This is a genomic window from Salipiger sp. 1_MG-2023 (genome assembly GCF_030547555.1).
Taxonomy (GTDB): Bacteria; Pseudomonadota; Alphaproteobacteria; order Rhodobacterales; family Rhodobacteraceae; genus Salipiger.
Genome location: NZ_JAUOQN010000059.1, coordinates 1 through 19866, shown reverse-complemented (window position 1 = coordinate 19866; position 19866 = coordinate 1). Strand labels below are relative to the sequence as shown.

Genomic DNA, 19866 nt, shown 5'->3' with positions numbered 1-19866 from the left:
AAAGCGACGACGCCCATGGAACTTGACCTCGCCCGGCTGAACCCGAAAGACCGCTACAAGCTGCTGAGCGCCACGGTCACGCCGCGCCCGATCGCGCTGATCTCGACCGTCGATGCCAATGGCGTGCTGAACGCCGCGCCGTTCAGCTTCTTCAACGTCTTCGGCGAAGATCCCGCCACCTGCGTGATCGGCTTCGCGCGGCGCGACGACGGCACCAAGCGCGACACCGCCCGCATCATCGAGGAAAGCGGCGAATTCGTGGTGAACATGGTCGACATGGACATCGTTAACGGCATGAACATCTGTGCTATTGATTTTGCACCGGAGGTGGACGAGTTCGAGCGCGCTGGCTTTACCCCCGTTGAAAGCCGCTTCGTGGCGCCGCCGCGGATCAAGGAATCGCCGGTGTCCTTCGAATGCCGCCGCACCGTGACGCTGCAACTGAGCAAGGGGCGCGACCTTGTGGTGGCAGAGATCCTGACCATGCATGTGCGCGACGGGCTGATCGACCCCGAAAAGCTGTATCTCGACCAAGAGCAATACAACGCCGTTGGCCGCCTTTACGCTGACCTCTATACCCCGGCGAACGAGGTGTTCTCGAAGCGCCGCTGGCAGCCCGAAGACTGGGAGGCCGGTTTGGTGCAAGAGGTCGAAAAGGCCGGGTGACCCTTAGCGGGCATCGCGCGCGCAGGCGAACCTGTGTCGCCGCCTTTGCCCGGCAGAGGTGGGGCAGGGGTTTGCCGCGTCTCCATGGCGCGGCCCCTTGAACCTGTGTGCCCGGGCCTGCCAAGGCAGGCGGTGTTTTCAGCGCTCGTAACATCGCCGCGTGATGCGATACCGGGCATGGTTCGAAAAACTTTCAGCCCGCCGCCGTATTTCTTGGACAGACCTGTCTGCACCTGTTTAGCATACAGGTATAGACAGGAGTGTTCGAGATGCACGGGATCGGACCAGAGAGCAAACCGCAGAAGATCGCGCGTCTTCTCGAAGAGGAAATCCGCTCTGGCGCGTTGCATGACGGCGCGGCGCTCTCCAGCGAAAACGCCCTTGTCGAACGCTTTGCCGTGTCCCGCGCGACGGTGCGCAAGGGCCTGGGCATCCTGTCGGCCAAGGGGCTGATCCAGACAAGGGTGGGCATTGGCTCTTTTGTGACCTACGGCGGCGCGGTGCTGGACAACAGCGCTGGCTGGAGCATCTCGCTATCCGACAGCGGGGCGCGGCTGGGGGCGCGGATCATCAATATCGCCCGCATTCCGATGGATCTCAGCGCGCCGGGCTTTGATGCGCCCGAGGTGCTGGCGCTGGACCGCATCCGCTTTCGCGAGGAAACCGGCGTCGCGCTGACGCTGGAACGCTCGCGGGTGCCGTGGCGAGACGGGTTTGCCAGCATCCTGACCGAGGGGCTGGAAGAGGGCTCGCTCAGCCGCACGCTGGAAAATCGCAACATCGTCGCGGCCTCGGGCGAGGAATGGGCCAATGTGCTGCCCGCCCTGTCTGACGAAGATGCGCTGTTGCTCAGGCGCCCTGCGGGCTCGGCGATGCTGCGCCTGCGCCGCCTGACCCGCACCGCGTCGGGCGAGGTGATGGAATATGTCGAAAGCCTTCTGGATCCAGAGCTTTTCGGCCTGCACATGGAGTTCTGAAGATGACCGCGACCGCCGCCGCGCGCGCCCGTGCGATATCTACCCTGCTGGGCCTTGCGGCGGGCGATGCGCTTGGCATGCCCGCCCAGACCTTGCCGCGCGCCGAGGCCCGCGCCAGATATGGCCGCATCGAGCGCTTCCTTGCGCCCTTCGAGGGGCATCCGGTGTCGCACGGGCTGAAGGCCGCGCAGGTCACCGACGATACCGAACAGACGCTGCTGCTGGCCAAGCGGCTGATCGCGAAGCCCGATACCTTTGACGATGCCGGCTGGGCGCGCGATCTGCTGGAATGGGAGGCCAAGATCCGCGCCAAGGGGTTGGCCGACCTGTTGGGCCCGTCTTCGCGGCGCGCCATCGACGCGCTGCTGGCCGGGGCATCGCCAGAGGAAACCGGCAAGGCGGGCACCACCAACGGCGCCGCCATGCGGATTTCCCCCATCGGGCTGATGATGCCGCCAAGCCGGCCCGAGCTGGTGGCGCGGGTCGCCCGCACCTGCCGGGTTACCCACAACACCGGAGAGGCCATCGCCGCTGCCGCCGCCGTTGCGATGCTGATCAGCTGCGGCATTGCCGGGCAATCGCTGGAGCAGGCGCTGAGCGCCGCGTTGCTGGCCTGCCGCGACGGGCAGGCCCTTGGCTTTGCCGTGGGCGAGCCGGACATGGCGGCGCGGATCGAGCTGGCGCTGACGCTGTCGGAACAGGGCGAAGAGGCGCTGATTGCGGGCATCGGCACCTCTGTCGCCAGCCGGGAAAGCGTGCCGGCGGCCTTCGGCATCCTGAAACTGGCAAAGGGCGATCTGTGGACCGCGCTGGTGATCGCCGCCAATGCGGGCGATGACACCGACACCATCGGCGCCATCGTCGGTTCGATGTGCGGCGCGCTTGGCGGCACCGTTCCGGCGCAGGCGGCGGCGCAGGTGATGGCCGCCAATGATCTGGACATCGAGCGCATCGCCGACGGCCTGCTGGCCTTGCGCGCGGGCGCCGTGGCATGAGCCTGCTGTTGCAGCTGACCGGGCCGGTGGTGGACATGATCTACAACGTCCGGGCGCTGCCCCCGTCGGGGGGCGAGGCCGAGGTCAGCGGGTTCTCCATGGCGCCGGGGGGCGGGTTCAACGCCATGGTTGCGGCCCGCGCCGCTGGCATGGCGGTGCGGCTTGGCGGATCGCTGGGCAGCGGACCAATGGCGGCGATGGTCGCGACAGAGTTGCAGGCGCGGGGGATTTCACTGGCCCGCCCCGCCCTGAAGGATCGTGATCAGGGCTGCTGCACCGTGCTGCTCGAACCCGATGGCGAACGCAGTTTCATCAGCTTTCCGGGCGCCGAAGGCGACATCAGCCGCGCCGCGCTGGATCAGATCGACCTGTCCCCGGTCAGCCATGTGCTGCTGTCAGGATATTCGCTGCACTACCCGCAGGCGCGCCGCGATCTGGCGGGATGGATCGCGCAGCTGCCGCGCGCCATCACGGTGATCTTCGATCCCTCGCCGGTGGCGGGGCTGCTCGACCCGGCCTATCTGCAACCGGTTCTGGCCCGCGCCGACTGGATCAGCGCCAATGCCGATGAGGCCGCCGTGCTGACCGGCGAGAGCGAGGCTCTGCCTGCCCTGCGCGCGCTGGCCGCGAACCGCCGGGGCGCGGTTCTGCGGCAGGGCGCAAACGGCTGCCTGCTCTGCACCGGGGATCAGGTCCACCAGCTGCCCGCCCACCGCGTTGCTGCCATCGATACCAACGGCGCTGGCGATTGCCATATCGGCAGCTTCATCGCCGCGCTTGCCGCCAGCGGCGATGCCCTGCGCGCCGCCCGCTACGCCAATATCGCTGCCGCCCTGTCCACGACCCGGGCCGGGCCGGCAACCGCCCCCGCACGCGCAGAGGTCGATGCCCTGCTGTGAGACCAAGAGAGGGGCGCCAAGCCCCCGCAACCCCCAATCTGGAGACCCAAAGATGAAGACCTTCCTGCTTTCCCTGTCCGTTGCCGCGCTGAGCGCGACCGGCGCCCTGGCGGATGAGATCCGCGTGCTGAACTGGCAGGGCTACGGCACCGATCAGGACTTTGCCACCAAGCCCTTCGAAGAGGCCACCGGCCACACCGTTGTTCATGAATATTTCAACTCTGAACAGGAGATGCTGACCAAGCTGCGCACCAATCCCGGTGCCTATGACGTGGTGATGATCAACGCGACCTTCACCCAGCAGGCCGCCGCCGAGGGGCTGATTGCCCCCATCGACACCGCGGCGCTGTCGAATTTCGACGGCATCCCCGCCAAATTCGCCGATGACCCGATGCAGAAGATCGACGGCGCGCAATATGGCGTGCCCTGGACATGGGGGCTGACCTCTTTTGCGATCAACGCCCAATCGGTCGACGCGGCCCCGAGCAGCATCGAGGCGCTGTGGGATCCGAAATACGAAGGCCATGTCTCGATCCGCGATGACGCCATCGAGGCGATGCAGATCGGGGCGCTGGCCACCGGTCAGGACATCAACGACATCAAGGACATCGAGGCGGTCAAGGACAAGCTGGCGGCGCTGTTGCCCAACCTGCTGACCTTCTGGGGCAGCGAGAACGACTGGAACCAGTCCATGGCCTCGGGGCAGCTTGATATCGCGACCTACTGGTCCGGCTCGGCGGTGCGCTCGATCGCGCAGGGGCTGGAGATCGAATTCATCATCCCCGAGGAAGGCGCCATCGGCTGGCTGGATGCCCTGTCCATTCCCGCCACATCCGAGCACAAGGCGGCGGGCGAAGCCTTCATCAACTGGATGATTGACCCGGAATTCTACGTCGCGTGGGACAAGGCAGGCTCGCCGGCCCCCGCCAATGCCAAGGCCGCCGCAGCGCTGCCCGAAGAGGCGTTCAACCGCCGTGTGCTGGGCGACCCCGAGGTGCTGGCCCGCGTCCAGTTTCAGGTGCCTGTCGAGGATGCCACCAAGGAGCAGTATCTGGAAATCTGGCAGACGCTGAAGGCGCGCCAGTAACGCAGGCGCCTGCCAAAGCGCTGGGTCCGGGCGTTCAGCCCGGGCCCGCCCCACTTGACCGCCCCGCAATGCAAGGAGATCGGCATGACCGAACTCACCGCTTCGGCGGACCGCAGACGCCTGTTCGCGCTTTTGTCGCCGGCCTATCTCTGGCTGACGCTGGCGGTGTTCCTGCCGCTGTCCGCCATGCTGTTCTTCAGCTTCCTGACGGATCTGCCGCAGGACAACCCGGACTGGAGCGCCACGTTCGACAATTATGCGCGCTTTCTGACAAATCCGACCTATGCCATCCTGATGTGGAAATCGGTGAAGCTGGGGTTGATGGTCACGCTTGGCTGCGTGCTGATCGGCTATCCCTGCGCGCTGGTGCTGGCGCGCACCATCAAGGGCCGGGCGCGCGAGACGCTGTTCCTGCTGGTGATCCTGCCGTTCTGGTCCAACTCGCTGGTGCGGATCTTTTCATGGGCCATCGTGCTGCGGGGCAACGGCATGCTGGAACACGCGCTGAACTGGCTGTTGCCCTTCGAGCTGCGGCTCGAGCTGATGTTCACCACCCATGCCGTGGTGATCGGGCTGATCCACAGCTACCTGCCCTATGTCATCTTGACCTCGTATCTGGCGCTTCAGGCCATCGACGATGATCTGGTGGATGCCGCCCGGTCCATGGGGGCGTCGAAGCTGACGATCCTGCGGCGCATCCTGCTGCCGCTGTCGTTGCCGGGGCTGCTGGCGGGCGCGGTTCTGGTGTTTGTGCCGGTGGTTGGCTCTTTCATGGAGCCGCGCATCCTTGGCGGGCGTATGGGCACCTATTACGGCACGCTGATCGAGGATCAGTTCGTTTCGGTCTACAACTGGCCGCTTGGCGCGGCGCTGTCCTTTACCCTGCTGGCGGTGGTTCTGCTGATCCTTGCCTGTGCCAGCCCCATCCTTGGAAAGGCCCGGACATGAACCGCTCGCTGCTGCCGATGATCGGGAAACTCTGGCTTTTCGCGATCCTGTTCTTTCTCTACGCGCCGATCCTTGTGATGGCGGCGATGTCGTTCAACGCCTCGCCGTTCTACCAGCTGCCCTTTGAACTCTCGACCCGCTGGTATCAGCAGATGGCGGGCAATGGGCAGATCCTCAGCGCGGCGCTGCGTTCTGTCGGCATTGCCATGGTCACGACGCTGGTGGCGACCGCCCTTGGCACGGCGGCGTCGATTGGCCTGTTCCGCTATGATTTTGCCGGCAAGAAGGTGCTGATGGTGCTGCTGTTCCCGCCAATCGCCATTCCGTGGCTGATCACCGGCACCGCCATGCTGATCTTTTTCTTTGCCATCGGCATCGGGCGCGGCACGCCTGCGGTGATCATCGGCCATGTCGCGCTGGCGCTGCCCTATGTCATCGTCACCGTTACCGCCCGGCTGTCGAGTTTCGACATCACGCTGGAAGAGGCGGCGCGTTCGATGGGCGCAAACAGCTGGACGGTGCTGCGCCGGGTGACGCTGCCGTGGATCGCGCCGGGCGTGGTGGCAGGGGGGCTGTTTGCCTTTGCCGTCAGTTTCGATCAGTTCGTGGTCAGCTACTTCCTGTCGGAACCGGGAGACAGCACGCTGCCGGTGCTGATCTACACCGCCATCCGCAAGGGGTTCACCCCCGAGATCAACGCGATCTCGACCATCATCATCGCCGTCTCGATGCTGATCATGTTCCTTGCCACCCGCTATTCCAGATTCGCAGGAGACCGCTGATGTCCGCCGTCGACGTACAGAACGTGACCAAGAGGTTTGGCCAGACCGTGGCGCTGGACGATGTGTCCATCAGCTTTGAGGATGGCGGGTTCTTTGCCCTGCTGGGCCCCTCGGGGTCGGGCAAGACCACACTGCTGCGCACCATCGCGGGGTTTCACTTTGCACAAACGGGAGCGATCCGCATCGGTGATCGCAACGTCGAAAACGTGCCGGTGGAAAAGCGCGACATCGGCATGATGTTCCAGAACTACGCCCTGTTTCCCAACATGAGCGTGGCCGACAACGTCGGTTTTGGCCTGCGGGTGCGCAAGGTCGCCGCCGCCGAGGAAAGACGCCGCATCGCCGAGGCGCTGGAGCTGGTGCAGCTGGGCTCGATGGCCGACCGCCGCCCGAGCCAGCTTTCGGGCGGGCAGCGGCAGCGGGTGGCGCTGGCGCGGGCCATCGTGACCAACCCCAAGGTGCTGCTGCTGGACGAGCCGCTTTCGGCGCTCGACAAGACCCTGCGCGTGGATATGCAGATCGAACTGAAACGCATCCAGCGCGAGATCGGCATCACCACGATCTTTGTGACCCATGATCAGGAAGAGGCGCTGACCCTGTCGGACCGCATCGGCATCCTGAAGGACGGGCGCATCGTTCAGGTCGGCCCGCCGCGAGAGGTCTATGACAAACCGGTCGACGCCTTCACCGCCGGTTTTCTGGGCGATGCCAACTGGGTTCCCGAAAGTTGGCTTTCGGGGCTGAGGCTGCCGCAGCCCGCCAGCGGCCACAGCTTTGCGGTGCGGCCAGAGGCGCTGTCGATGGCACAGGCGCGGCTTGATGGCATGAACGCCGTGGCGGGGCGGCTGACGCAGCGGGTCTTTGCCGGGGCCATGGCCACCTGCCTGATCGAAGTTGAGGGCCAGCAGTGGAAGCTGATCGCCCGCGATCGCGACATCCCCGAAATCACCGGCGATGGCGCGGTCTGGCTGAACTGGCGCCCCGAAGACACGATGGCGGTGCGGGCATGAACGACTGGCTGCTGGTGATCGACATGCAGCCGGGCTTTGGCGCGGCTGAAAGCCCGTGGTGCACGCCGGGCTATGAGCGCTGCGCCGAGCGCATCGGGCAGATGCTGCCGCTGTTCGAAGACCGGGTGCTGTTCACCCGCTTCGTGCCGCCAGAGTCCCCGGCTGGCGCATGGCGCGCCTATTACGCGCAATGGGAGTTTGCGGTTGCGCCCGGATCGGACTGGCTGTGGCAGGTCGATGGGCGCTGGCAGGGCTATCGCTCGATCGCCAGCCATCGTTTCGCCAAGTGGCGCGAGGCGGAACAGGTTCTGCCCGCCGATGCCTGCCTGACCCTGTGCGGCGTCGCCACCGATTGCTGCGTGCTGGGCACCGCTGTCGAGGCAGTGGACGCCGGGCGCAACCTGCGGCTGGTCGAAGATGCCTGCGCCGCCGGGACCGAGGCCTTGCACCGCGCGGCAGTGGCGGTGATGGCGGATCGCGCCCCGATGTGCCGTGTGGTGTCGACCGCACAAGTGCTGGCGGGCGCTTAGGCGCGCGGGCGACACCGGACCTTACGACACGATCCGCCCTGCCGCGCCTTTGCCGCCGCGCATTTTGGGGCAATGGCGCTGCGGCGCATAACGCATCAGCTGGCGCCTTCGTGGATCAGCACCGGAGGCTGCGTCAGGCCGCTGACATCCGGCCAGCCCGGCCCTGCAAATGGGGTATCGGCGTAAAACGCGTTGGCCATGGTGTTGAACACCGCGATCCGCAGCAGGTGCGGGCCGGGGGCAAGCAGCCCGAGGCTTACGCGGAACGGCGCGTGGCAACATGTGCCCATGTCGCGCCCGTCGAGCGTGACGCGCGCCGCGCAGGCAAGCCCCGGCAGCAGCAACGCCAGATGCTCCGCCGCCTTAATGACAAAGTGGCATTCGTAATGCCCCGTCCCGGAATAGGCCGGATGGCCCTGCGCTTGCCACCCTGATGTCACCCTGACGGGCTGGGTCCGCCCGTCGATCTTTAGCGTCCAGCCGTCGTCGAGCACCTGCGCCACGGATGATGCAGCAGAGGGCGCCGGGATTCGAGCGCCGCCATCGGCGGGCAGCGTCAGGCAGCGCAATTCCTGCGCTTCCAGCGCCAGCTCGCGCGCTGCACCGGCGAAGGCGATCTGCGCGGTCAGCGGGGCGGCGCCTTCGTTGAACAGCACGATGCGCCACTGGCCCGCCGCATCAACACCCGCCACCAGCGCGCGCAGGCCGGGCTGCGCGGCGACGATGGGCGAGGCGGTCAACAGCGGCTCTGCTGGCGGGGAAGTGTAGGTCGCAAGGCCATGCCGGACCGGATCGCGCAGGGTGACCGGCCCGGGCAGGGCAAGGGCGGCAAGGCGCGCGCCGTAAAGCCTGCCGCCCTGCACCTGCGCCAGCCCGTGCTCATCCACGATCAGCGGGCGATGGCCCTGCGCCAGAAGCCACTCGCACCAGCTCCCGAAACGGCGCGCATGGTCATGGCGCGGCCCTTTGCGCAGCGCCGTCTCATATGGGTACAGCAGCGCCACCTGTTCCGGCGGGCTGGCACCTTCGATGAAATCCGCCAGCCTTGCGGCCTCGGCGCCGATCGCGCCCATCACCGGCCACCAGGGTTGCAGGTTGTAGCCCGGCGCGAAATCAAAGCGCATATTGGCCAGCGGCTCTGGCCGCGCATCGCCCGCCTCGGCGAACAGCGCATGCAGGATCACCCGGCTGGCCCCCAGCATGTGCAGCCGGATCAGCTGCGCGCGCAGCGCCTGCGGGGTGATTTCCCACTGGCCGATGGCGCGGTGCTCGCTGCGCTGCGAGGTCAGGTAGAGCTCTGTCCACGCGCCGCGCCGCCCGGAGGCCCGCGCGATGCTGTCGCCCAGCAGCGGGGCCAACTGCGCCCCGAGATTGTTGGCATCGACCGAGGTCTGGTCCCGCCACAGATCGGTGCCGAAGAAATCCGCCGCCATCGCCACCCGCGGGTCGATCGCCGAAAACCCGCCGTTCAGCGCCATACTGGCGACATGGGGCAGGATTTCATGGCCGGTCAGGGTCAGGCCATGGGCCTCGCAGAACGCCCGCAGCGGAGCAAAGAACGCCTGTTGCATCATGCTGGTCACGGTCCGGTAGACACGCGCCCGGATGAGGCCATTCCCCGGCGCGCCATCATCGAGCAGCGCCCAGAGCTGCGGCGCGAGCGGGCCGTGCGTTGACAGCTTTTCGGCCAGCGCGTCGCTCCACGGCAGGGAGTTGCGCAGATTGCCAAACCGCCCCTGCCAGTCAAGCAGGCTGGGGGCGGGCTGGTCGTAGAACAGGCAATCAACGGTGCGGCCCAGATGATCGCCCAAGGCCTCGGCATAGGGGTGCAGGCCAATTTCAACAAAGCGGGCGCCAGCCTCTGGCATCAGGTAATTGATGATCCGCGAATTGCGCAGCCGCGCCGCGGCAAAGACCGTCCAGCGCGCGCCTTCGGGCAGCGGGCGCGACAGGCGGAACCGGCCAGTGTCGCCCTGCGCGGTGACATGGGCGCTCACGTCCTCGGTTCTGCCATCGGCATGTTCCAGCACGGCGCCCACGGGCTGCCATGCGTCGCAATCCACCGTGCCGCCCTCATGCGTCCAGTCGCGCACCGCCGGGCCAAGCGAGGCCCCAAGCGTGGCGCGGATCTGGCGGATCGTCAGCTCTGGCGCAGCGCCGCGGGTCCAGAAGACATGGCGTTCGCGCAGGTGCTCGGCGCCCTCGACGGTGCGCCCTCCGGCCTGTCCGCTGGTCCATGCGTAATCATCGTATAACCCGGCCTTCAAGCCAAGATCTGATATGATCTCAACGGCCTGTGCGTAGGTCTTCAGGTATTCAGGCGACAGGTAGACGGCTCTGGGCATGGACAGCCGGGCCTGAATGTAGATCCGGGAAAAGCCCTGATCGCGGAACGCCGTCAGTTGGCGGCGCAGCCTGTCCGGCGAGGGCAGCGCCCCCCAGAAATAATAGGCATCAAGGCGGGACGCAGCATGGGCGGGCACGAGTTAAGACCTTTTTCTGGCATCCGGTTGGGTGGGTCCGGCGGAGGTGCGATTGTTGTCTGTCAGGTTGACGGACGGCAGAGCCGGTTTGATGCAAGGGGGTTTCATCACCCGGACCTTTGATGAGGCGTCAGGCAATCTCTCCGGTGAAGAATACTCAAAGATATTCGTATGCAAATGGATATTCGCAGGATTTCAGGCGCTGTGTCGACGGGCAGCAGATTGTGAAGCCGGAAGACAAAGCCGATGGCGCGGTTGCGAGGCGTTGCGGGGTTGGTGGCCATCGCTTGTTGATCCATCGGTTTAAGTACGCCCCGCAAGATATTGCAGGGCGGTATGAAATGCGATGTCAGCGGTGCAGGTTGCACCGATCAATGAGACAGGCGTGTGATCGCTGCTGCCGTTGAGCCCGCCGATGGTCACGCCAACGAGGTTGTGACCTCGATATTGCCGCTGACAGCGTTGGAATAGGGGCAGATGGCATGTCCGCGCTCTACGATCTTTTCGCCAGTGGCGCGCTCGACACCGGGCAGGGTGACCGACAGCGCGACCGTCAGCCCAAAGCCGCCGTCGCTGCGCGGCCCGATGCCGACTTTCGCCTCGACCCGGGCGTCTTCCGGAACGGTCCCGAGCTTTTCGCTGCGCGCCGCGAAATGCATCGCGCTGAGGAAGCAGGCCGCGTAGCCGGTTGCGAACAATTGCTCTGGATTGTGGCCTGCGCCCGATCCGCCGAGCTCCTTGGGGCTGGTCATCGTTACGGTCAGGGTTCCCGACGTCAGCCCGGCGAGACCATTGCGTCCGCCGCCCGTTGCATAGGCTTCTGTCCAGTATTTCACATCGGTGGTCATGGCGTGTCCTTCGTGGTCGATTAGGTTGTGTGCGATACATATGGCACGCCTTCAAAAGCATTCAATAGCTTGCAAATAAATAGCGCGCGATATAAATTGCCCACCATGACCAGACCCATTGATGACATGCTCTGCCACGCGCTTTATTCGGCCAGCCTTGCCATGCAGCACGCCTATCGCGATATGCTGGCGCCGCTGGGACTGACCTATCCTCAGTTTCTGGTCATGACGGTGCTCTGGACCGGCCCGGAATCTCCGACGGTCAAAGAGATCGGCGCGCAGGTTCATCTTGAATCCAGCACGTTGACGCCGCTTCTCAAGCGGCTGGAGAAAGCCGGTCTGCTCAGCCGCCAGCGCGATACGGTGGATGAACGGCAGGTGCGCATTGCCCTGACCCCCGCCGGACGCGCGCTAGAGGCCCGGGCCGAGGGGGTCACCCGCTGCCTTGAGGATCGGTTGAGCGGGCAGTCGGACGATTTGCGCCAGACACGGGATGTGCTGCTGCGACTGGCCGGGCATCTGCGCGCCCTGGACAGCTGAGCGCGCGGAGGCTGACATCCCGCTGGCCTCTGGGGTCGGGCGGTTCCGGTCTGCCGGCGTGAAATCGGCCCCGGATTTGCAAGACCGTCTTGCGGGTCTGGCCCCCGCGCGTCATCGCGCCGTGATGCGGGACGAGGCTGCGCGCTACCATTGATCCAGCAGCGCACGCAGAAGATCGCCGCGGCTGACCTGCCCGACAAGCTTGCCGTCGCGCAACACCGGAAACCGGCGGAACTCGCTGGCGAGGAACCGCTCGGCGGCGGCCACCAGATCGAGATCGGCGTCGAGCGTCACGGGATCCTTGGTCATGTAACGCGCGACCCGCCCGCCCCATTCCTGATGATAGGCGCCATGCAAGGCGGCGCGCAGGCAATCCTTCGTGGACAGCACCCCGATGAGGCGTTCCTTGGCATCCACCACGGGTGCGCCAGAAATCCGGTGTTCCAGCAGGGTCTTCATCGCATGCAGGATCTCCAGATCCGGCCCAAGCTGGATCAGATCGCACGTCATGTAATCTGCAATGCGTGGCCGCTTGGTCATGACTGATCGCCCCTTTGGGTGCGGTTCGGGCAGGCCGCGCAATCCGCGCCCGCAATGCAGGACAGCCCGCCGCAGGACCCTTTGATCGGCGCGCGGCCAAAGATCGCCCCGATGCCAAGCCCGGCGACGGCGCAGAGCAGCACGCCAAGGGTGATCAGGAATTCTGCCATTGCCGCCCCAACCTCAGTTGATCCGGCCCGTGAGCCGGTATGTCAGAAAGCCAAGCTTGGCACATCGGCATGGGTCAGGCTCCGAAATCGTCGTTGAAGATCCGCTCGCGATCAACGCCCAGATCGTCAAGCATCGACAGCACCGCCTTGATCATCATCGGCGGGCCGCACAGGTAGTAGTCGCAGTCATGCGGGGCGGGATGCGCGGCCAGCCCACCGCGCAGCGCCACCTCGTGGATAAAGCCGGTTTCGCCGTGCCAGTCGTCATCCGGCGCCGGATCAGATAGCGCCACTGTCCAGCGGAAATTGGGGAATTCTGCCTGCAACCGCGAGAATTCCTCGTCATAGAACAGGTCCACGCGGCTGCGCGCTCCGTACCAGAAGCTGATATTGCGGTGGCTGCGTTGGCGTTCGAGCTGATCCGAGATGATCGCGCGCAGTGGCGCCATGCCGACGCCGCCGCCGATCAGGACCATCTCGCGCGTGCTGTCCTGCGCCGCGAAACTGCCGAACGGGCCGGTCACGCTGACAGGATCGCCGGCGCGACGCCCGAACAGCCATGACGATACGACGCCCGGCAAGGCGTCCGGCGCCCCCGGCGGTGGCAGGGCCAGCCGGATCAGCAGCACGATGTGACCGGCATCCGCTGCGGCGTGGTTCGCGATGGAATAGGCGCGTGACACACCGCCCGGGCCTTGCGCGCGCAGCGCATCAAGGCCCTGCTGATCCCACGCGGCGCGATGCTCGGGCGCGATGTCATAGTCGCTGAAGGCCAAATCATAGGCCGGGGCCTCGACCTGCACAAAAGCACCGGGGGTGAAGGTGAACGGCGCATCGCCCATCGGCGCCAGCACGATCTCGCGGATGATCGGGGCCACCGTGCGGCTGGAAACGACCCTGCACGCCCAGCTGCGGGCGCTCAGCATGGTTTCGGGCAGGGTCACGGCCAGATCGGCGCGAAGCGTTGTCTGGCAGGCCAGCCGCAGCCCGGAGGCAAGATCGGCGCGCGACAGCAGGGCGGCCTCGGTCGGCAGGGCAGGGCGGCGGCCTTTGTCGATCCGCACCCGGCACTGCCCGCAGGTTCCGCCCCCCCCACAGGCTGCGGGCACGGCGATGCCGCCGTCGGCCAGAGCCGTCAGAAGCCGCTCGCCGCTGCGCGCGCCAATGCCCATGCGATCATTGATCCGAATGGTAACCGGGGCCGAGGGCAACAGAAACGCCCGTGCCAGCAAGATGACGCAGGCCACGATCAGCACAATGGCGACAAAGACAGCGCTGCCAAGAGCCACCTCGCTCATGGCTGGCCCAGCCCGGCAAAGGCCGAGAACCCCATCGACATCAGGCCGGTGACGATGAAGGCGATGCCCAATCCGCGCAGTCCTTCGGGGATATCGGCATAGCGCAGCCGTTCCCGGATCGCGGCAAAGGCGATGATGGCCAGCGCCCAGCCGATGCCGCTGCCCAGACCATAGACCACGCTTTGCGGCAGATCGTAGCGCCGGTCGACCATGAACAGGCTGCCCCCGAGGATGGCGCAGTTCACCGTGATCAGCGGCAAGAAGATCCCGAGGCTGCGGTGCAACCCCGGTGCGAACCGATCCAGCGTCATTTCAAGGATCTGCACGATGGCGGCGATGACGCTGATGAAACAGATCAGTTTCAGATAGGTCAGATCGACCTCTGGCAATCCCGCCCAGGCCCAGGCGCCCTCGACCAGCAGGCCGCGAAAGATCAGGTGGTTCACCGGAACCGTGACCCCCTGCACCACGATCATCGCCAGCCCGAGCCCCAGCGCGGTATCAACCCGCTTGGACACCGCCAGAAAGGTGCAGATGCCCAGAAAGAACGACAGCGCAAGGTTCTCCTGAAAGACGGATCGCAGGAACAGCTCGCTCATGGCCGATCCCCACCCAACCGCTCGCGGAGCGGAAAATCATTGGGTTCGACCTGCTCGGGGCGGCGGGTCCGGATCGCCCAGATCAGCAGGCCGATGATGAAAAACGCGCTGGGGGCGAGCAGCATGAACCCAAGCGGCTGAAACCAGCCACCGTTTGAGACCAGCGGCAGCAGCTGCACCCCGAACAGCGCGCCCGCGCCAAGCCCCTCGCGGATCGCGGCGACAAGCATCAGCACAAGGCTGTAGCCAAGCCCGTTGCCAAGCCCATCCAGAACGCTGGGCCAGACCGGGTTGCGCATGGCAAAGGTCTCGGCCCGGCCCAGAACGATGCAATTGGTCACGATCAGCCCGACAAAGACCGACAGTCTCTGGCTCATCTCGAAGGCATAGGCGCGGAGGATCTGGTCGGCGACGATGACCAGCGAGGCGATGATGGTGATCTGCACCACCAGCCGGATCGCATTGGGCAGATGATGGCGCACAAGGCAGATGAGCGCGCTGGCGGCGGTCAGCACAACGGTCAGCGCAAGGCTCATGGTCAGGGCGGTGGCCATCGAGGTGGTCACGGCAAGCGCCGAGCAGATCCCAAGGATCTGCAACGTGATCGGATTGCCGTCGATCAGCGGGGCGGTGAGGTGATGCAGGGCGCGCTTGCTCATCTTTCTTCTCCCGAACGCAGGGCGGCAAGGAACGGGCCAAAGCCATCGGGGCCGAGCCAGAACTGGACAATCCGCGCCACGCCCATGCTTGAGCGCGTGGCGCCGGAAATGCCGTCGATCTCGCGCAGGCCCGTGGCCCCGCCGCGCACCACGGCGATGACGATCTCTCCTGAGGCGTTTACGGCCTGTTTGCCTGACCAGAGCGCCTGCCAGCCCGGATCGGTGATCCGCGCGCCCAGCCCCGGCGTTTCGCCCTGTTCATAGATGCTGAGGCCCGCGATGGTGGTCAGATCGGCCGACAGGGCAAGATAGGCGCGGATCACCGATTGATAGCCGGTCCCGTAGACCGGCAGCACCACCAGCGCCAGACCATCCCGCCCGCGCAGCAGATAGGCCGGGGCAAGGTCCGGGCGGCGCGCGATCCCGGCGATGTCCTGTTCGGGGCTCAGCGCCGTTGTCCGGGCGGCATCGCTCTGCGCGGCGAGGAAATCGTAGCTTTGCGGATCGGCGTCTTTGCGGATCGTGCCGCTTGCCAGATCGACGAGCACGGCCTCCAGCGTTTCGGCCCCGGTCTCGCGCAGCAGATCGCCCAGACCCGGCAGCGCCGCGATCATTCCCGCCAGCTTTGCCTCGCGCGCCGCGTCAAGATGGGCCTGCTGGCGCGGTTCGAGCAGCACCGAGGTCACCGAGACGCCAAGCGCCGAGATCAGCGCCACGAGGAGCGCAACGCCCAGCGTCTTGCCCCGGCTGTCATTGGGCAGCGCCAGAAACCGGCGCCACAGGAAGAGAGGGGACCGCTCAGCCATGTCGCTGCCTGCGCGCGCGTCGCCGCACGTTGTCCCAGATCACCCCCTGATCGATCAGCGGCGCAAAGATCCCCGCCAGCAGCGCGGCAAAGACCACCGAGGACAGCGCGCCGCCGCCGGCCGTTTCCAGCAGCGCGACCAAGGCCCCCGCCAGCGCTCCATAGACCCAGCGCCCGGCATTCGTGCAGGCAGCCGCCATCGGATCGCCGATCAGAAACACCAGCCCAAGGATCAGCGTCGCCCCCGGCAGGGCGGGCCAGCCCGGCTGCAGCAGCTGCAAGCCGGCCATGGCCAGCGCAAACCCGGCAACCACCCGCCACGACAGGACCCGCGCGAGCAGCAGCGCCGCGCCGCCTGCCAGCGCGGCAATGGTGCTCGCGGGGCCGGGGGCGGCGTCTGCGCTCACCGGGAAAGAGAACAACGCAAAGGCCAGAGCAACCGCCGCCGGGCTGAGAAAGCCGCGCCCGCGCCCGCCAAAGACCAGATCGCCCATCACCAGCCCGAAGGACAGCGCCAGCCCCTGTTGCCAGAGCGGCAGCGCCTCTGGAACCAGAACCGCAAAGATCGCGGCCGTCACGAGGCCATCCCAGCCCGTCCAGCGCCGCCTGATCCGGGCAAAGACCAGATGCCAGAACGTTGCCAGCCCCAGCCCGAACGCCAGCAAAACCAGCCGCGCCGGCCCCTGTTGCAGGATCGTCGCGACGAGCGGGGCGGAGACGGCTACAAGGGTGACAAGCGCCTCGCTGCCGGCCCAGAGGCGGGGGGCATCGCTCATGGCGCGCGCTCCTCGGCGAGCCTGTCGAGCGCATGGCGCAACAGGCTGCCGTAATCGCTGCCGGACGGGCAGCGCCAGCTTAGCAGGGCCAGATCCTCTTCCAGCAGTTCCAGCCCGCCGAGCCGCTCCACCGTCTCGATATCGCCCACGGCGAGGGCGCGCATCAGGGGCACCGGCAACAGATCAAAGGGAAACAGCCTTTCAAAAGCCTCGCTTGGCAGGGTTGCCCCGGTTCCGCCTTGGCACAGCCAGGCAACAAGGCCCCGCACTGCCCCGCGCGGCGCGTCTGAAGCCGGATTCATCACCGTCACCTCAAGATCGTGACGCCCCAGAAACCGCTGCTCGCGCCCGGTCAGGGCAGACCCCGAGATCAGCCGCTTTTCGCTCTGTTGCGTCTCGTCCAGCAGCCCGGCCAGTTCGGCGCCAAGCGGCGCGCGCAGCAGCCTCGCCCTGTCACAGCCGGGACCCGCCACCGATATGCTGCGGTCGACGCTGATCCGACCGGTGCTCAGCAGATCGCCGATCGCTGCCACGTCCTGATAGCCGATCTGCCAGACCGAACGCTGCGCCGACACCGGCCAGAGGTGGTGGATATGCGGCCCCGGCAGCCCGCAGGGCTGCGGCCCGCAAATCGTGGCGATCCGCAGCCGTTCCCTTGGCGTCACCAGCGCCGGGCCGGGGGGCTGGCAGACAAACACCGCGCCTTGGGTCAGGCGCAACAAGGCCTCAAGCCCGCGCGCGAAGGCGTCCAGTTGCGGTGCAAGAACCTGCGCCGGATCGGGCGCAAGCGGGGTGCCTGCGGTCGCGGTGACAAAGATCGCCGAAGGTTGATCTGCGGGGGCGGGGATGCGACCGAACGGGCGAGTGCGAAACGCCACCCAAGCGCCGCTTTGCAGCAGCAGAGCCCGCAGCACCGCATCATCCGTCTGCGCCGGATCAACGTCAAACCGGCACTCCTCGTCGCCCTGCACCGCGATCTCGATGGTGTCAATCCGGCGCCGCGCGCCTTTGCGGATGCGGCTGACCCGCCCAGCCGCACTGGCGACAAAGGCAATCTCGGGGTGGTGTCGGCTGACGCACAGGGTCTGGCCCCGGCGCAGCGGGTCGCCCTCGGCCACAAGCGCATCGACGGTCAGACCGGGAAACGCCCGAAACTCCAGCCCGACGCGGCGCACCGCGCGCACCACCGCGGGCGTATTGGCCGCAGCCGGACCCATGTCGAAATCGCGCCCCTTGCGAAACCTGATCTGCACCGGGCGGGTCCCCTCAGGGCCGGACCAGCCCGGTCACGTCGACCGGTGCGACCTCGGCGAGGTCGGTGATGCTGTCGATCAGCAGCTGCATTGCGTAATGTGGGTTATGCGCAAAGGCGCCCCGATCCTTGCTGACGAACTGGTAATTATAGGCGGCCCGCAGCAGCCGCGGTGTCCAGCTCTGGTAGCGGTTGGGGTAGGCTGCCTCGCCCTCCGTCACGGCGCCGTCGGCGTTCAGATCGTTGAAGAAATAGGGGTAGGCATGGTCAGCATAGATGATGGGCGCGCTGCCAACCCCAGAGGCATAGGCCATGATCGCAGCCTCAAGCCGCGCGTGCAGATCGTCGATGACGATGGCGATTCCGCTGCTGATATCGCCGGTGCCCAGCACATCGGTCGGCGTGGTGCGAATGGCGCGGAAATCGCTCACGCCCTGATGGCAGCTTGTGCAGGCGCTCAGCTCGACCTTGGTTTCATGGGCGTCATGGCAGCTGACGCAGGTGTTCAGCCCCTCGACATGGGCGAAAGCCCCGGCATAGTCCTGCCCGGCATATTCGAACCCACCGCGCACCACGCTGCCAAGCTGCGTCGAGGCGGCGGCAGCGTAGTGGATATTGATGAAGGCGATATCGGCCGAGACCTCATCCTCGGCGCGCCCGCCTAGCGCCGCGGCAACTGTGTCGGCAGAGGTCCGCCCCTGATGGCAGACCGTGCAGATGGCCGAGCCGTCGGCCATCGCGATGGTCTGCCCGCTGGGAAACAGCACCTCGCGCAGCGCATCTGCGCCGGGATTATGGCAGGCTGCGCATTCGACGGTGGTGCCGATCGGGACCGGGTGATCGATCACCCCGGCGATGGTGGGAAAACTTGCCAGATAATCGACGACACCTGTGGTCGAATGGCAGACGGCGCAATTGCCGGGGATCTCGCCTTCGGTATCCCAATGCCGGAACGCCTCGCTTTGCGAATTGGCGTGCGGGGAGGTGAGCCATGCGCTCAGAATCTCCTCCGGAGACGGGGGCGTCTGGCCAGACGCGATACTGGCGCAAGCGGCGAAGAGACCTGTTATCAAAGCTGACGGGACACGGTTCACAGGGCTGGTCCTTTCGCGAAGATCAAAAACGCTAGCCGTGACTGAAGGATCGCGCTGCGTAGAGAGGCAGCCCGATCCGCGCGACCCCGACAGGCTTGGGGCAGACAGCGGCAGCTAACAGAAACGTTTACAGCACTCACACCCGGCCAACCTGCCTGACGGGCCCGGCAGTAAAATGGTCGCTCATCAGCAGCCTTGCCACATTGATCTATGACATTGCGCAATCGACATTGCTCTGAAGAGCACCTTGCGACAGCACGACAGCACGACAGCACGACAGCGCTTCGGGGCGAATAGCCGCGTGAGGCGCCGGGGGCAAATTCCGACCATTGCCGCGCGAAGGGTGGATCGCGGTCGCGACGCCTTCCCACTCCCTGTCTGAAAGTTCGCGCCACGCAGCGATGCCGATGCGCACGCACCTCCGCCGGGTTTGCCGCAGGCCATTGCTTGCCTCGGCCCCAGCACTGACGCAGGATTCCCCGACAGGGTTTGCCCTACCTGAAGCGCGGCTTCCATTGCTTGCAAGGGTAGGTGCGTCGGCAGATCTCTTGCATGCTCTTTTCGCGGAAGACCTCGGCCGGAGGTCTCCAGCCGAGGCATTCGTGGGGCGTGTTGTTGAGCTGGTCGCAGAGTTGCCTGAGCTCGAGCTCTAAAACCGCCCTGCGCCTCCAGCTTCCTGACCAATGTCCGCCCCGGAGGCGCAATCCAGCTCCGCTTGATCTCGCGGTGTCTCGTGGCTTTCGAGCGCTGCAGCACGCGTAGCATCTCCCGGACGGGGATTTCACCAGCTTCCAGCGTTCGATCTGAACACGTTCCTTGACGCTCAGTTGCCGGTAGTGTCCCAACGCTTGGTGTAGGAGGCCGCGCGCGGAGCCCCCGGCGTAGCGCAGCGCGCGGCCGGGTGTGAC

General features: G+C 66.1%; 21 protein-coding genes. 10 read left to right on the top strand and 11 right to left on the bottom strand.

Annotated elements, in window-relative coordinates; translation table 11 throughout:
* The first annotated feature begins 15 nt into the window (after positions 1 to 15).
* From Q4543_RS20255 to Q4543_RS20215, 9 genes are all read left to right on the top strand, one after another.
* Entirely contained in the window at positions 16 to 666 is a 651-nt protein-coding gene (locus tag Q4543_RS20255; protein ID WP_216003798.1) for a flavin reductase family protein, read from the top strand.
* A 269-nt stretch (positions 667 to 935) separates the two neighbouring features.
* Positions 936 to 1643 (top strand): GntR family transcriptional regulator, encoded by a 708-nt coding sequence (locus tag Q4543_RS20250; protein ID WP_303441326.1) that lies wholly within the window; start codon positions 936 to 938, stop codon positions 1641 to 1643.
* 2 nt (positions 1644 to 1645) lie between these two features.
* Positions 1646 to 2638, top strand: coding sequence for an ADP-ribosylglycohydrolase family protein (locus Q4543_RS20245; RefSeq protein WP_303441325.1), 993 nt, complete (start codon positions 1646 to 1648; stop codon positions 2636 to 2638).
* A complete protein-coding gene (locus Q4543_RS20240) occupies positions 2635 to 3537 on the top strand; it encodes a PfkB family carbohydrate kinase (RefSeq protein WP_303441323.1) in 903 nt (300 codons plus the stop codon). The genes Q4543_RS20245 and Q4543_RS20240 overlap by 4 nt, the downstream gene beginning before the upstream one ends.
* Before the next feature lie 52 nt (positions 3538 to 3589).
* Positions 3590 to 4624 carry a PotD/PotF family extracellular solute-binding protein gene (locus tag Q4543_RS20235; RefSeq protein ID WP_303441321.1) on the top strand — a complete coding sequence of 345 codons (1035 nt, stop codon included), beginning with the start codon at positions 3590 to 3592 and terminating at the stop codon, positions 4622 to 4624.
* 84 nt (positions 4625 to 4708) lie between these two features.
* Positions 4709 to 5572: an ABC transporter permease gene (locus Q4543_RS20230; RefSeq protein WP_216003803.1), complete on the top strand. Its 864-nt coding sequence runs from the start codon at positions 4709 to 4711 to the stop codon at positions 5570 to 5572.
* Positions 5569 to 6354: an ABC transporter permease gene (locus Q4543_RS20225; RefSeq protein WP_303441318.1), complete on the top strand. Its 786-nt coding sequence runs from the start codon at positions 5569 to 5571 to the stop codon at positions 6352 to 6354. Before Q4543_RS20230 ends, Q4543_RS20225 begins: the two co-directional genes overlap by 4 nt.
* On the top strand, positions 6354 to 7364 hold the full coding sequence (locus Q4543_RS20220) for an ABC transporter ATP-binding protein (protein ID WP_303441316.1): 1011 nt from the start codon (positions 6354 to 6356) through the stop codon (positions 7362 to 7364). The genes Q4543_RS20225 and Q4543_RS20220 overlap by 1 nt, the downstream gene beginning before the upstream one ends.
* Positions 7361 to 7894, top strand: a complete 534-nt coding sequence (locus Q4543_RS20215; RefSeq protein WP_303441315.1) for a cysteine hydrolase family protein — start codon at positions 7361 to 7363, stop codon at positions 7892 to 7894. Before Q4543_RS20220 ends, Q4543_RS20215 begins: the two co-directional genes overlap by 4 nt.
* 95 nt (positions 7895 to 7989) lie before the next feature.
* On the opposite strand, the gene Q4543_RS20210 is transcribed toward Q4543_RS20215, so the two are convergent.
* Together Q4543_RS20210 and Q4543_RS20205 are read right to left on the bottom strand one after the other, a co-directional pair.
* On the bottom strand, positions 7990 to 10377 hold the full coding sequence (locus Q4543_RS20210) for a hypothetical protein (RefSeq protein WP_303441313.1): 2388 nt from the start codon (positions 10375 to 10377) through the stop codon (positions 7990 to 7992).
* Between the two features lie 419 nt (positions 10378 to 10796).
* Complete coding sequence (locus tag Q4543_RS20205) at positions 10797 to 11225, bottom strand: organic hydroperoxide resistance protein (protein WP_303441311.1); 429 nt, start codon at positions 11223 to 11225, stop codon at positions 10797 to 10799.
* A gap of 105 nt (positions 11226 to 11330) precedes the next feature.
* On the opposite strand from Q4543_RS20205, the gene Q4543_RS20200 reads away from it, so the two are divergent.
* On the top strand, positions 11331 to 11765 hold the full coding sequence (locus tag Q4543_RS20200) for a MarR family winged helix-turn-helix transcriptional regulator (RefSeq protein WP_216003809.1): 435 nt from the start codon (positions 11331 to 11333) through the stop codon (positions 11763 to 11765).
* 144 nt (positions 11766 to 11909) lie between these two features.
* Here Q4543_RS20200 and Q4543_RS20195 read toward each other — a convergent pair whose 3' ends face one another.
* The 9 genes from Q4543_RS20195 to Q4543_RS20155 form a co-directional block, all read right to left on the bottom strand.
* Positions 11910 to 12305: a CBS domain-containing protein gene (locus tag Q4543_RS20195; RefSeq protein ID WP_303441308.1), complete on the bottom strand. Its 396-nt coding sequence runs from the start codon at positions 12303 to 12305 to the stop codon at positions 11910 to 11912.
* A complete protein-coding gene (gene nqrM, locus Q4543_RS20190) occupies positions 12302 to 12475 on the bottom strand; it encodes a (Na+)-NQR maturation NqrM (RefSeq protein ID WP_303441306.1) in 174 nt (57 codons plus the stop codon). Before nqrM ends, Q4543_RS20195 begins: the two co-directional genes overlap by 4 nt.
* Before the next feature lie 74 nt (positions 12476 to 12549).
* Positions 12550 to 13773: an NADH:ubiquinone reductase (Na(+)-transporting) subunit F gene (nqrF, locus tag Q4543_RS20185; RefSeq protein ID WP_303441305.1), complete on the bottom strand. Its 1224-nt coding sequence runs from the start codon at positions 13771 to 13773 to the stop codon at positions 12550 to 12552.
* Positions 13770 to 14372 (bottom strand): NADH:ubiquinone reductase (Na(+)-transporting) subunit E, encoded by a 603-nt coding sequence (gene nqrE, locus Q4543_RS20180; protein ID WP_303441304.1) that lies wholly within the window; start codon positions 14370 to 14372, stop codon positions 13770 to 13772. Before nqrE ends, nqrF begins: the two co-directional genes overlap by 4 nt.
* A complete protein-coding gene (locus Q4543_RS20175; protein WP_303441303.1) occupies positions 14369 to 15031 on the bottom strand; it encodes an NADH:ubiquinone reductase (Na(+)-transporting) subunit D in 663 nt (220 codons plus the stop codon). The genes nqrE and Q4543_RS20175 overlap by 4 nt, the downstream gene beginning before the upstream one ends.
* Entirely contained in the window at positions 15028 to 15837 is an 810-nt protein-coding gene (nqrC, locus tag Q4543_RS20170; protein WP_303441302.1) for an NADH:ubiquinone reductase (Na(+)-transporting) subunit C, read from the bottom strand. The genes Q4543_RS20175 and nqrC overlap by 4 nt, the downstream gene beginning before the upstream one ends.
* Positions 15830 to 16612: an RnfABCDGE type electron transport complex subunit D gene (locus Q4543_RS20165; RefSeq protein ID WP_303441300.1), complete on the bottom strand. Its 783-nt coding sequence runs from the start codon at positions 16610 to 16612 to the stop codon at positions 15830 to 15832. Before Q4543_RS20165 ends, nqrC begins: the two co-directional genes overlap by 8 nt.
* Positions 16609 to 17865: a hypothetical protein gene (locus Q4543_RS20160; RefSeq protein WP_303441297.1), complete on the bottom strand. Its 1257-nt coding sequence runs from the start codon at positions 17863 to 17865 to the stop codon at positions 16609 to 16611. Before Q4543_RS20160 ends, Q4543_RS20165 begins: the two co-directional genes overlap by 4 nt.
* A gap of 13 nt (positions 17866 to 17878) precedes the next feature.
* Positions 17879 to 18958 (bottom strand): cytochrome c3 family protein, encoded by a 1080-nt coding sequence (locus Q4543_RS20155; RefSeq protein WP_303441295.1) that lies wholly within the window; start codon positions 18956 to 18958, stop codon positions 17879 to 17881.
* Positions 18959 to 19866: the final 908 nt, after the last annotated feature.